An 11,939-nucleotide genomic window follows, 5' to 3' on the forward strand; every position below is an offset into this window, starting at 1 on the left:
TCAGTCCAAGTTATGTCACTTTCTAGTAAAAGTGCCTGTCCCCCAGCTGTTTTAATGTGCCGATAATGTACGTTATGTCAAGTAAGGCTCTGCATATTGCATTAGATGGATCAGCCCACCCACTCCTCCAAATCATTGATGCAGGTCACCGACTCCCCGGTGGGCGTCATTCCTCCCAACTGCGATGTCAGCCGACACCGACAGTCCTACAGGTGAGACGACAGCAGCACGATCGACGCGTGCCGCCTAATGAAGCGCGACGGTGAGTCCAGCGCGTCCGCAGCTGTTCGTAGGTCTTCGTGCCCTATGTCCTGGATCCGATCGGACGTGAGTTCTGCAGCCATCACTTCGTCCAGCTCCGGGCGCATAGCGAGAACTTCACGAATCGGTGCGTAGTCGAGCTGACACCTTCGCTCGCCATCGACGTACGGAGCACTCACCGCCCTGCCGGCCAGATTGTCCGGCAGATCCGCGAGGAGATTCATTGCTCTACAGGTCTGGCCGCCGGCACTCAGCACGGACACGGTACGCGCTCGAACCTCTGCCGTTGTCGTCGGAACCTCTGCAAACGCAACGATTCGCTCGGCGGCCTGATCGTCAACCTCGCCGATCGCGAGCAGGACGTCAAGAACGCGATCGATACCACCCGACGCGGCCGCCTCCGAAGGAAGCAGGCCCAGCGCGGCGACAACGCGTGAAACAGCCGTCGATCCGGCGGCAACCAACAGACGGTGCGCCAGCTGATGTTGTTCGCGGGAATCGGCGTGTACGAGTATCTCGACCAGTTGTTCGACTTGTTCAGGCTCCGAGAGTCGAGAGAGTTGGTCCTCGGACTCCGCGAGCTGGTACAGCTCTGGGAACAGCGTTGCAAGCTGCTCGACGGTGAGTGAATTCTTCATCGCAGCAACGGGATCGTCCGGATCGTGGACTACGACCGCGAACGCTTCGTTGACGGCACCGGATCTGATCAGCACTCGAGTCGCGCGGCGGGATGCGCTCACCAGACTCTCGCGGAACCGGGCGGTGACCCAATCCCAGACGTAGTCACCAAGACCAACGGAAGCTGTCAGCGTCTCAGCCCACTTGTCACCCCTGCCTGACCAGTCGACCTGCACCGGCCAACTATCGACGTCCCATCCCCGATCAGCCACAGCACAATCCGGTACGCCAGTGGCCACCCGGATGGCTGGCCACAGGAACAGCATGTCCCGCGCATGAACATCGGTCAGCGCAGCGCCGTACACCGCTGACCCCGCAGACCGCGTCGTGACTTCCCGAACCGCAGAGACGATCTCCTCGGTGAGATCACCTTCCAGGCGACCCCAGTCGACTGCGCTCATCCCTCCCCCGATGCCGACGCGACATCAGCGGTCATGTGAGAGAGATCCCGATCTTCTCCGCCATCACCCGGATCATGTGCTGCACGCCGATTTCGTTGCGCCCGATGGCCATGTGGTCATGCTGCCCGCGGCGCACTCCTTCACCGCACTGAGGGAGCATCGCGAAGTCTTCGTCCCGAACAGCGGCATGAACCTGTGCGAATATGCCGGCATACATCTCCACCTGCTCAGGACTCTCCGCAGGGTACTTCGCCATCCAACTGTGCCGCACAACGCAACTCGTGGCCGAATCACCCGGCAGAATGTCGATGACCTCGACTCCTACAGGACTGTTGGCCAGGATGAGGTTGGGGTAAACCCAATAGATGATGCCCATCTGCGCAGTCGGGTCATCCCACGAGTCGTCTTGCTCCATACCCTCGAGATCCCGAACCCAGTTGAACGGGAAGCCGATACGGTGGTGCGGGCCGAACTCGTCGTAGACGTGGGTGTTCGCGATGGTGTTCTGTCCGATGACGCTGTTGCCGTGGACAAATGGAAAGTGGTAACCCTCGGCGAAGGCTTCGAGCGCACCCTTCCAGCTGACGGCGGAGTTCAGGGATCGCTCGTCGTGGTACTGGTAGTCCTGGTAGTTCCACCGTGCGAGTTCGGCACCGCACTCACCCAGGTGCGTGTCCAGATCCATTGGCGCATCGGCGTTGAGGACACCCCAGATGAATCCGTGACGCTCCTCGCTGGGCAGCTCGACCAGACCGTATTCGGCCCGATTGACGTCGTCGAACCCTGCCTTGCCCGGAATCCCGCGAAGCTGTCCCCTGTTGTCGTAAACCCATGCATGGTACGGGCATGTGAATCGTCGGCTGTTCCCTGCCCCGCAAGCCGGCATCGCGCCACGGTGGCGGCAGTAGTTCAAGAAGACGTGAGCCTGCCCGTCACGGTCACGGGTGATCAGCAACGAATCGTCGAGCACCGTGCGCACGACATAGTCATGATTCTTCGGGATCTGAGCCGATGCCAGCAGAGGAAGCGGCGTCTCCCTCAACAGTTGGTTCCGTTCGTACTCGGCGATCTTGTCATCGCGGTAATACGACAGGGGCACCCGCAGTGTCGACTCGGCCATGTCCGTGGTGTTGGCGACTGCCAGGTCCAATGCTCGTCGAGTGAGCTCAGCTCCGAACGGACTGGCGGTCGGTCCCGTGCTCGGTGTGGGGTTCTCGAACGTCGTCATGCCAGGTCCTCTCGTCACCAGTGCCCTTACCGATGACCATACATGAAACACGTTCTATGTCTAGTCGTTCGCGTCGATCCCCCGATCCAATACGCCACTAGGATCGACGAGCACGACACAATGGGCAGGTGCGTACACATGGATGGGCCGGCCTGATTCCCCCGGCCGACGACGACGAGGCTGCGAAACGCATCATCGCCGCCGCCGGAGAACTGATGGAGTCGGGTGCAACCGATGTGAACATCCGTCAGGTCGCACAGAAGCTGGGTATCGCTCGCCAGACCGTCTACCGGTACTTTCCCAACAGTCAAGCGCTGCTCGTCGCGACGGCTCAACACGCCACCAACGAGTTCCTCGACGACTTGGCGCGGTCACTTGAAGGTCTCACCGAACCTTCCCACGCGATTGTCGAGGCAGTCGCCCTAACCTTCGAGCGCCTCCAAGATAATCGCCGATTCGCCCTGCTGTTCGTTCAACCGGACAACACAGAACTCACCGCCGAGGTCACCGCTACGCGGTCCATCGCCATAGGACGCGTGATCGTCGACCACCTTCCGATCGACTGGGCCGAACATGGATGGACGGACGCCGACATGAATGAGCTCGTCGAAGTCATGCTCCGATTCGTCCAATCACTCCTCGTCGACCCGGGCGACCCTCCTCGTCCCCCAAACGAGCTACGCGCATTCCTGCATCGGTGGGTCGGAACGGCCATCGAGGCGAAGAATTCGACGTCCACGTCGGTGGCCCGAGTTCAGTCCTGAAACTCGGAGCGTCACTGAACACCGAACAAGTTGCACCAGTCATCCTGTCTCGAGTCGTCTGTCATACTCGGGAGGTTGGTCACCCTGCCGGGGACTCAGTGACACCCCGATGAGACTGCGCTGACGGAACACCCGCGACACCCGGCGGTCAAGTGCCGCGTCACAGGTGCCAATGACCTGGCGCATCAGAAATGAAGGAAACGCGGCCCTCAGGCTCCAGCATCTGGATGCGTCACCGAACGTAGCTCTAGTTGGGGTATGCCAAGAAAATCACCTGGGTTGCAGGTGTACAGCGGAATGCCGTTCGCGATGGCGCAGGCCGCGATTAATGCGTCATATGCCCGCGCACTGGGCTTTCGCTCCGATGAGCGTAGTGCCGCCGCGACGCCGCCGAAAGCTCGCGCGCTCTCGGCAGTGAATGCCAGCACCTCGAAATCCGCTTCCGCCTGCTGTACGTGCTGTTGCCGAGCACTTCGCTCGCGGTGGGTTCGCGCGACGTGCGGGCCAACCGAAAGCTCCGCAAGGGTAATCGCACTTATCACCGACTCCTGGGGCAGCTCGTCGGAATCCGCCAGTCTGCCTAGCAAAATCACCGTTGAGGTGTCAAGCATCCCCCGCGTTGTATCGACCGGCCCCGTCATAGGGACGAATCCAACACGCTATCGATGTCAGACCGCAGGGCGTCCGGGTCGATCTGCGGAAGATGGGCGCGTCGCCGAATCAGCTCGGCCGCGCTCACACTCTTTCTGGGCAGAGACCTGAGTTCGGCCACTGGCTCGCCGTCGCGCGTGACGACGACACGCTCGCCACGCGCGACCCTGCGCAGCACCTCGCCACCGTTGTTACGAAGGTCTCTGACACTCACCAGGTCGGGCATGCCAACAGCGTATCACCGGTGATACACACGTCGTCGAAGACGATACAGCAGTCGAATATGCAGGGTAACCAGTAGCGTTGCAACCGAGTCGCATCCACGCCCGTGGCCACTCCTCCGAACTGTCGGAGGACAGGCAGGACATCGCAGCTCAGTTCTCAGTCAGATCACCCCAGGACTGCCGTCAGATCGAGGCGGGCCAGACGAGCTTGGTCCGAGAGGATGTCGATCGCGGTGATGCGGTCGTCGGCGATTGTGAACCCGATGACCGAAAACGGTTCACCCTCAACAGTATTGACCATCCCAATACCGCCGTTGACCACTGCGGGGTGAACTGTACAGAGGGTATCGGTCATCGTGCATGGGACCTCCTTGGTTCACCCCGAAACTAGGACGAACGGGCAGCGGGGAACGTGACCCTGACACATTCTCTCCGTCCTCCCTCCCGGCATTCTGTCCGCTCCGTCGTGCATGCACGCCACCATCACCACCCAGGAGCGCGACGGCTCGCGGCTGCCCAACCCCCAGCAGCTCATCCCCGAACTCGGCGAGATCGGTGGCGCTCGGTTCAAAGCCACCGGCAACGGGCGATCCCTCGAACCACCATCGGCCTCATTCAGTTACGGGCCGGCCAGCTCGTCGGCAGCACGGTCGCGGGTCCGGGCGTACACCCGGACCCGCGGCCTGCTCGCCATGATGACAGTGACCCCCCACTGGCGATCCCGCTCGCGCTAGCTCCGGCCGGGGTGTCCACAGTCGCGGGAGCCCGTTTACTCGACGACTCGAACGTGGAGTGGCACGGCACGTGCGACGGACTGCTCCTCAGGCCGCCGACATCACAACACCGACGCCACGCCCACGCCGTCTTCCGAGGTCAGTTTCAAAGACCAGCGGCGATCCGTTCGATCCGCGGCAACGCGATGGCGAGTATCGGCAGATACGCCACCGCCCAGACCGGCGCACCAAAACTGAGAATGCAGCCACCCGCCACCGGGATCACCTCGTGTCGCGTCGCGTTCACCCCTGCCACCCTCCAGGCCCACAACCGTCCATCGACGAACTCGCAGATCTCGAACGGCACGGAAACGCCCGCGACAGTCGTGATCGTTCCGCGTGTCCCTAACGTCAGCTCGACGTCGCCGTCCACCCTTGCCCCGAAAACTGTTGGCCCCCATTCCGGCCAGGCGTTCACATCGGTGAGGGTTGCCCACACCGCTTGGGGTGGCAGGTCGGTGCGCAATTCGGTCGTCGGCATGCCGTTTCGGACCGTGGTGCGAACGCGCAGCGTCGACCACAACGATGAGGACGTCGCGGGGCGTCTCACGATTCGGCCTGACTGGATAGTTCCCGCGCCCGCTCGTGGCCTCGCGAGAATCGTCGCCACCCCGGTGATACCTGGTTGTCGTAGTCCAACGTGATCTGCACCATCGAATCATCGTCGCAAAACAATGGCCGACCCGTCGGGGCCCAGACCTGATCTGTCGAATCACTGCACGTCTGAGCGTTGCACCGACACGGACCCGCAGTGTCGGCTGACCGGAGATGCGGACGAGTGGTTTGTAGTGGTGCTGCTCGCCGAGGCCGCACTGTCCGAATGGCAACACCATTCTTCGTCCGGCTTTCGCATTCGGTCACAGTAAGCCGTTTCCTGCCCGCTCCCCCGTGCGCGACGCCGCGAGTACCCGCCACGCCCGCGGACTGATTCCATACATCTCGCGGAATCGTCTACTGAAGTACGACGGGTTCGTGATGCCCCAGCGCCGGGCGATGGCCGCGACCGGTTGATGAGCGGTCTCGGCCCGAGCGAGGTCGTCATGCGCGCCCTCGAGTCGACTCGTGATGATCCACTGCTCGGGACTCATGCCGGCATCAGCGAAAAGCTGGAACAGTTTTCCGACGGTGATGCCGTGTGCTCGCGCGATCGATGTCGGCGACAGGTCCGGATCGTTGAGGTGCAGGCGAATGTATCCGCGGATCCTGGGAAGCAACACTCCGACCATCGTCCCCCGCGCATACTCGGCGTCGTAGGCGGATGCGATGAGGGCCCGGACCAGATCGATACTGGTCTCACCAAGCTGTGCGGCGACCTCCGACGCCGCCAACTCGTCGGCCTTGCAGGTCAGCTCGGTGATGTGGTCGACCACCATGTTGTGCAACGGACTCTTCGCCAACCGTTCCGACGCCGCCCAGACCACCTCGCGCGGTAGGCCGAGTTCCTCCACCGGCACGTTCAGACAGAACGGCACGCCCGGGCCGGCCAGCTCGTAGTCGTAGGGCGCATTGTGGTCGGTGATCATCAACGCACCGGGCCGAACCTCCCGCTGCACACCGTGCTGCTCCTGTCGGCCGATACAGTTGCGATGCAACGCAATACCGAGTTGTTCGCCCGGACTGCTCCGGATCTGACGTTCGGTGCGCCGCAGCCGGAAGCCGGTCATCTCGGCCTGGAAGATCGTCGCTCTTCCGTAGCTCCACACATCCATTCGGCATCGGACGGCGCCTGTCTCGTTGAGGATCACGGTGGACGGAACCGACTGGTCCTGCATCGCCGACACGGTCGCCTCGATGCGATCGGCGTACGGTAACAACGCGGTGTCGAATACTACGGCCATGGTTGCCGAGTGAACAGCAGGCTGAGCGAGCGTTCTGTGGACTGGCACGGAGAGACAATTTTCGTGCACAGACAGCCAACTCCGGGGTTCCGCCTCGTGCGCGGACAGCACACATCGGTGCGGCCACAACCAGACCGGCCGCGGCCAAATCGCTTACAGTGTCCGCTTCGACACCCAGAAAGGCGGTCTCATGTTCACGTCCCCCCCTCTGTGCGTACAGCGACAGACTCTCCTGCACAAGCACTCTCGTCACACGATGCATCAGACGACGGGTCAGTTCTGCACGCCTGCACCGTCGACCGGGGCTGACGGTGGCGGTCGTCTTCGACAGCCTTGACCACGCGCCACGCGATCGAGTCGATATGGCACGGACGGTGTTCCGGGAGCAGTCGGCGCCGTCGACGGTGGCGTTCGTCGACTCCCCCATGACTGCAGTCATGGAAACGTGGCGGCTGGGTGACAACCATCTGTTCTGTGCATCGATGACGAGCAACCACTTGAGTCGGACTGCGCGCGATGTGCGTCGCGGTCCGACGGGCACCATCGGCATCGCGGTGCAGACGTTCGGCGTGGCGAGATTCGAGCAGGACGGTGATCAGCGGATCGTTCGTCCCGGCGACATGATGGTCGTCGAGCTCGATGCTCCCTACGAATTCGGTTGGGCTGGCTGGGGTTGCTCTCGATGTCTGCACATCCCGACATCCGACGTCGGGCTCACCGGCACACAGATCCGCGAGGCCGCGCGACGCCTGACCACGAGTCCGCTGTACGCAATCGTCCGCCGCCACATCGACGACTTGTGCATCGACCGGGACGACGAGGTCCCCGGTCTCGCGACGGAATCACTCGCCGCATCGTCGAATGCCCTCATCCGCTGCCTGCTGGCGCCACACGATCCAGCTCCTGACGACGCCGACATCGATCGCTGGGTACGACGTGTCGACACCTTCCTCACCGACCACCTGACCGATCCCGATCTGTCGATCGGCGCTGTCGCCGGCCACCTCGACACGCCGGTGAGCGAGGTCACCCGCCTCGCGGCCGTCGCGGGGGTGGACGTGCCGCGATGGATCACCGCGAAGCGTCTCCATCGAGCTCACGCGGATCTCCGCCGACGCCGAACCGAACCCGACGCCGCTTTTGCCCGCGCTCACGGTTTCGCCGACCTCGCCACCTTCGAAGCATCATTTCGCGACCTATATGGGCTCACCCCGCGCACGTGGTGGGAGATCCGCCATGAATCCTGACCGATTCACGTTGTCCTTCCTGCTCACGACGCTGTGGTCGCGATAGTCGACGGCGCTGAGGAGGGACATGGGGATCGTCTATCGTTCCGCCGACCTGACGGAGGCCGACCGTGAGGAATTCACGCGCGCGGCCTTTCTCGAGCAGTCCTGGCCCACGACCGTCGCACTCGACGAGCCGACCGCCGACGACGCAGTCATCGAGGTGTTCTCCTATGGCCGCGCGAGCATCTTCCGGGCGCAGATGGGAGGAATGCGACTCGTGCGCTCCACGGAACAGGTCCGGTCCAGTCCCGCCGACGTCCTCGCCGTCGCCGTGCAGGAGCGCAGCGCCGGGCGCCACGAGATGTACGGCGAGCAACGCGTTGTGCAGAAGGGCGACCTGATGATCAACGACATGAACACGTCGTACGGCTATGCATGGAGTGGCCGTGGGGCATCGAGGGCGCTCTACGTGCCGCTGCAAGACCTGGGATTGTCGAACGAGGTCATCCGCGGAGCGTCGCGTCGGCTGCCGGCGAGTCCGTTGTATCCGTTGCTGCGCAGTCACATCAACGAGATGACCGACGACGGAAATCGACTGTCCGCCGATGACGTCGCGGCAGATGCCGTCGGAAGCGCCACCATCGAGTTGACGCGGGCGCTGCTCGCATCCGCCTACGACTCGATTACGGCCTTGCAGCAATGGATGACGTCCTGCTCTCCCGGATTCGTGGCTATGTGCGGCGTCACCTGGGCGATCCGGAACTGTTTGCGGGGATGATCGCCGATGCCCACGACATCTCCGTACGAAAGCTGTTCCGGCTCTGCGCCGATGCCGACATCAGTCTCGAACAGTGGATCCTCGCGTCCCGCCTCGAGGGTTTCCGCGACGAACTCGCCCGGTCGGCGAGCCGACACCAATCGGTCGCACAGGTTGCACGGCGCTGGGGACTCGTCAACCCGTCGTTCGTCAGCCGCCGGTTCCGCGAGGTGTACGGCATGACGCCGCGCGCATGGCGTCGGCTCACCCCCGACTCGGACGACTGATCCGTGCGCGCACACGCGATCACCCTCTCGGCGCACGGGTCCGACGCGCTCCACGTTCCGGTCGTCCGATCATGGCCGATGGGCGACGAGATGTGGCTGACCTCGGTCCGACATCACGGGGTGTCGGCATCGGGTGCCGGTGAACGCGGCGGTGCACCAGTGGCGCCACGACTCTTCGTCGCCGTTCCGGGTGGGGACTCGTGGCATAGTCGGCTCGGGACCACGGAGGATTCCCGGCGCAGGACCGAACTGGCGGTCGTCGATCAGTCGACGTCATTCGACTTCCGAACCCGCGAACCGGGGACGATTGTCGCGCTTCACCTCCCGCAGTCGTGGCTCATTCTTCCGGCCGAGACCGTCCGGCTCGGGATCAGAAACCTGGACGACTCCAACCCGCTCACCATGTTCGTCCGCAATCACCTCGTCCACCTCGGGCGTATCGCCGAACACCACCCGGGGGTCCTCCCGGAGTTGGCTTCCGCGAGTACCGACATCGTGCGCTCGCTGCTGCTCACGTCGGCGCAGACCGAAGCACGCGATCCGGTCGATGACCTGATCGTTCGGGTGAAGGCCTACATCGACGAGCACCTGACCGACGCCGACCTGTCGGCAGAGACGATCGTCGCGGCCCACAACGTGTCGACCCGGAAGTTGTATGCCGACTGGTCGAGTGCCGAGGGTCGGCTCACGGATCACATCATCCGACGCCGCCTCGACCGTGCCCGCGACGCCATGATCACCCGTCGATATCTGACCGTCCCGGCCATCGCCCGCGCTCATGGGTTCAGCGACCCGACGCATTTCACCAAGCGGTTCCGAGCCGCGTTCGGGGTGACCCCGTCACAGTGGCGGCGCGACAATCTGGACTCGTGACGACAAACCGCCGGTGACAAGGTACCCCCACCTCGTGATCGCCCATAGAACGATAGGAGAACTGATGTCGGACAACGAATCCACCGTACGGCGCGGCACGTACTTCGAGGAACCGATCGTCATCGACGAACGCACCACGATGATCCTGGTGTCTCGCCGCGGGTTCCGCGACCGGTCGGTGGCCGTCGGCGCGTACACGGTGACCGAGGGGGCAACGACCTGGACCCCGGCGGTCGACGGCGGCCGGGTGGCACTCATCGGCGTGATCACCGGCCTCGTCGCGGCCGCGCTGGGATCGGCTGCGGTCCTGCGGCAACCACCGTGGCCGCAAATGACCATCGGGCCGGATCACTTCCCCGGCCACTGATCACCACTCGGAGTCACGTCCCCGTCTGCGGAAAAATGCCATGCGAGTACCGACGTGAGTCTCTAACGTCCCACGGATGATTGCGCAACAGAGCGATGACTGGCGCCCGACGCCGGCCGACGGCCCGGTCGATCTGGTCGTCGACGGTGAACTGTTTCAAGTGACAGTCCATGCCGACGGTGGGTATTCGAGCACGTGGACGTCGGGCCCGAACCCTGGGTACGGCTTCGGCTCCAGCGGCCCGCGTGTCGCGTGGCAGAGCGACGACGGGCTCCCGCCCGCCCCGCTGCCACTCCCCCTGCCGACGATTCGCGACCACCGCGAGTCGATCAGGGAGTTCCTCTCGAACATCAACCCGGAGACCGGATATCTCGACTGACCGCATACCGGCCGCGGTGATCTCAACCCCCGTGGGACGAACGTGTCTGCGCCAACGATCGTTCGAGAAGCGTTGTCAGCACTGCATGATCGACGTCTCGGAGGCGAGTGACGTGGAGGCACGACTTGGCGACGCGACACTTTCCCAGCCGGTCGATGAGATCTGGCCATTGCGTCGCGAAGTCGCTGACCAGGTAGATGGTGTGATTCTTCGGGCCGGGCGCGAAAGCGAGTTCCGGCGCCCGACCGCCATGCCCGCTGGCGTAGCGGTACTCGTACTCGCCGAAGCCGATCATACGGCCGGCCCAGACGACGGGCCGGTGTCCGGAGATCTCAGCGAGCAGGGCGACCAGTTCATCGGCCTCGTCCCGACGTGGACCGACTGCTCGGTCGAGCACTTCCTCGATCGGCGCCTCGGACGGCCTCATCGCGGGCGCCTTGCCGCCGGCGCGCGGTTCTTCGTTCACAACTGATACCCACCGGTTCCTGTTCGCCTGGAAAGGCACGTCGTCGAGAACCTAGCAGACCTGGCCGGTGGGTCGGCGCCGATCAAGACTCGCCCGACTGTCCCTGCCCAACCGCACCCAGGTCAGCGTCCTCCCCGCCGTGAGCCCGATGAGTTCTGCGAGCAACGAGAGTCTGCCCTCCTGCGGACCGAGCCGTCCGCGGCGCAACAACATCGATGTCGGCCGACGTCGACGACCAGAAGGCAGTGACACCATGACGGACGCAACCGGGGTAACCCTCACCTACACACTGAACGCTTCTCCCGCCGCCGTGTTCGACGCGTGGACGACGCCGGCTCTGTTCGCCGCGGTCCTCGGCGGCAGCGCGAATCAGGTCCCCGTCGAATCGGTATCGCTCGACGCCCGACCCGGGGGCACCTGGGCAGCGACAATGATCGTCGGGGACGATTTCCCCGAATTTCATTGGCGCGGTGAGTACGTCGAGGTCCGACGGCCGAACAGACTCGTACTGACGATGACCGACGCGCCGGGTGATGAACGTGAACTCCTCACCGCTGACTTCAAGGCAGTCGACAACGGCACCGAGATCCGTTTCAGCCAAACCGGTGGCAACCTCACCGACGAGCAGTACGAGTACGCGGCCGCCGGCTGGCGCGCGGCGTTCGAAGCGCTGGACGCTCAGCTCGCCGGATAGGCACGGGGGCTAGGTGGCGAGCGGCGCCGCTGAGCGAGATCGCAACCGGCCAGGACGAACGACGAACAG

17 protein-coding genes are annotated in these 11,939 nt (G+C 63.7%); 10 read left to right on the top strand and 7 right to left on the bottom strand.

The window, feature by feature from the left end; all coding sequences use genetic code 11:
* Positions 1-206 precede the first annotated feature (206 nt).
* Both KB201_RS13935 and KB201_RS13940 read right to left on the bottom strand, forming a co-directional pair.
* The gene (locus KB201_RS13935) at positions 207-1,340 is read right to left on the bottom strand and encodes a hypothetical protein (protein WP_211539497.1); all 1,134 of its coding nucleotides are present in this window, start codon (positions 1,338-1,340) and stop codon (positions 207-209) included.
* 31 nt (positions 1,341-1,371) lie between these two features.
* Positions 1,372-2,568, bottom strand: a complete 1,197-nt coding sequence (locus KB201_RS13940) for an aromatic ring-hydroxylating dioxygenase subunit alpha (RefSeq protein ID WP_211539498.1) — start codon at positions 2,566-2,568, stop codon at positions 1,372-1,374.
* Positions 2,569-2,696: 128 nt separating this feature from the next.
* Between KB201_RS13940 and KB201_RS13945 the strand changes: the two genes are divergently transcribed.
* Positions 2,697-3,332, top strand: coding sequence for a TetR/AcrR family transcriptional regulator (locus tag KB201_RS13945; RefSeq protein WP_058253466.1), 636 nt, complete (start codon positions 2,697-2,699; stop codon positions 3,330-3,332).
* Positions 3,333-3,541: 209 nt separating this feature from the next.
* Here the strand turns inward: KB201_RS13945 and KB201_RS13950 are convergent, their stop codons facing one another.
* From KB201_RS13950 to KB201_RS13960, 3 genes are all read right to left on the bottom strand, one after another.
* Positions 3,542-3,943 (bottom strand): type II toxin-antitoxin system VapC family toxin, encoded by a 402-nt coding sequence (locus KB201_RS13950; protein ID WP_231742614.1) that lies wholly within the window; start codon positions 3,941-3,943, stop codon positions 3,542-3,544.
* Between the two features lie 26 nt (positions 3,944-3,969).
* Positions 3,970-4,209 carry a type II toxin-antitoxin system Phd/YefM family antitoxin gene (locus tag KB201_RS13955; RefSeq protein WP_058253467.1) on the bottom strand — a complete coding sequence of 80 codons (240 nt, stop codon included), beginning with the start codon at positions 4,207-4,209 and terminating at the stop codon, positions 3,970-3,972.
* A 164-nt stretch (positions 4,210-4,373) separates the two neighbouring features.
* Positions 4,374-4,562: a hypothetical protein gene (locus tag KB201_RS13960; protein WP_175404374.1), complete on the bottom strand. Its 189-nt coding sequence runs from the start codon at positions 4,560-4,562 to the stop codon at positions 4,374-4,376.
* Positions 4,563-4,677: 115 nt separating this feature from the next.
* Here KB201_RS13960 and KB201_RS13965 point away from each other — a divergent pair, with 115 nt between their 5' ends.
* A complete protein-coding gene (locus tag KB201_RS13965; RefSeq protein WP_058253468.1) occupies positions 4,678-4,941 on the top strand; it encodes a hypothetical protein in 264 nt (87 codons plus the stop codon).
* Positions 4,942-5,086: 145 nt separating this feature from the next.
* Here KB201_RS13965 and KB201_RS13970 read toward each other — a convergent pair whose 3' ends face one another.
* Together KB201_RS13970 and KB201_RS13975 are read right to left on the bottom strand one after the other, a co-directional pair.
* Complete coding sequence (locus KB201_RS13970) at positions 5,087-5,461, bottom strand: SRPBCC family protein (RefSeq protein ID WP_058253469.1); 375 nt, start codon at positions 5,459-5,461, stop codon at positions 5,087-5,089.
* Between the two features lie 376 nt (positions 5,462-5,837).
* Complete coding sequence (locus tag KB201_RS13975) at positions 5,838-6,818, bottom strand: helix-turn-helix domain-containing protein (protein WP_058253470.1); 981 nt, start codon at positions 6,816-6,818, stop codon at positions 5,838-5,840.
* A gap of 362 nt (positions 6,819-7,180) precedes the next feature.
* Between KB201_RS13975 and KB201_RS13980 the strand changes: the two genes are divergently transcribed.
* The 8 genes from KB201_RS13980 to KB201_RS14010 all read left to right on the top strand — a co-directional run bounded on the left by KB201_RS13980 (position 7,181) and on the right by KB201_RS14010 (position 11,870).
* Entirely contained in the window at positions 7,181-8,065 is an 885-nt protein-coding gene (locus KB201_RS13980; protein WP_058253471.1) for a helix-turn-helix domain-containing protein, read from the top strand.
* A 67-nt stretch (positions 8,066-8,132) separates the two neighbouring features.
* The gene (locus tag KB201_RS13985) at positions 8,133-8,825 is read left to right on the top strand and encodes a hypothetical protein (RefSeq protein WP_231742617.1); all 693 of its coding nucleotides are present in this window, start codon (positions 8,133-8,135) and stop codon (positions 8,823-8,825) included.
* On the top strand, positions 8,822-9,091 hold the full coding sequence (locus KB201_RS24880) for a helix-turn-helix domain-containing protein (RefSeq protein ID WP_231742619.1): 270 nt from the start codon (positions 8,822-8,824) through the stop codon (positions 9,089-9,091). The genes KB201_RS13985 and KB201_RS24880 overlap by 4 nt, the downstream gene beginning before the upstream one ends.
* A gap of 3 nt (positions 9,092-9,094) precedes the next feature.
* On the top strand, positions 9,095-9,964 hold the full coding sequence (locus tag KB201_RS25175; protein ID WP_058253472.1) for an AraC family transcriptional regulator: 870 nt from the start codon (positions 9,095-9,097) through the stop codon (positions 9,962-9,964).
* Positions 9,965-10,028: 64 nt separating this feature from the next.
* Positions 10,029-10,331, top strand: coding sequence for a hypothetical protein (locus KB201_RS13995; protein ID WP_058253473.1), 303 nt, complete (start codon positions 10,029-10,031; stop codon positions 10,329-10,331).
* A gap of 76 nt (positions 10,332-10,407) precedes the next feature.
* The gene (locus tag KB201_RS14000; RefSeq protein WP_058253474.1) at positions 10,408-10,710 is read left to right on the top strand and encodes a hypothetical protein; all 303 of its coding nucleotides are present in this window, start codon (positions 10,408-10,410) and stop codon (positions 10,708-10,710) included.
* Between the two features lie 85 nt (positions 10,711-10,795).
* On the top strand, positions 10,796-11,182 hold the full coding sequence (locus tag KB201_RS14005; RefSeq protein WP_156422438.1) for a hypothetical protein: 387 nt from the start codon (positions 10,796-10,798) through the stop codon (positions 11,180-11,182).
* Between the two features lie 247 nt (positions 11,183-11,429).
* A complete protein-coding gene (locus tag KB201_RS14010) occupies positions 11,430-11,870 on the top strand; it encodes an SRPBCC domain-containing protein (RefSeq protein ID WP_211539499.1) in 441 nt (146 codons plus the stop codon).
* Positions 11,871-11,939 lie beyond the last annotated feature (69 nt).

It is taken from the genome of Gordonia sp. SCSIO 19800, assembly GCF_018132775.1.
In the GTDB taxonomy this organism is placed as follows: Bacteria; Actinomycetota; Actinomycetes; order Mycobacteriales; family Mycobacteriaceae; genus Gordonia; species Gordonia hongkongensis.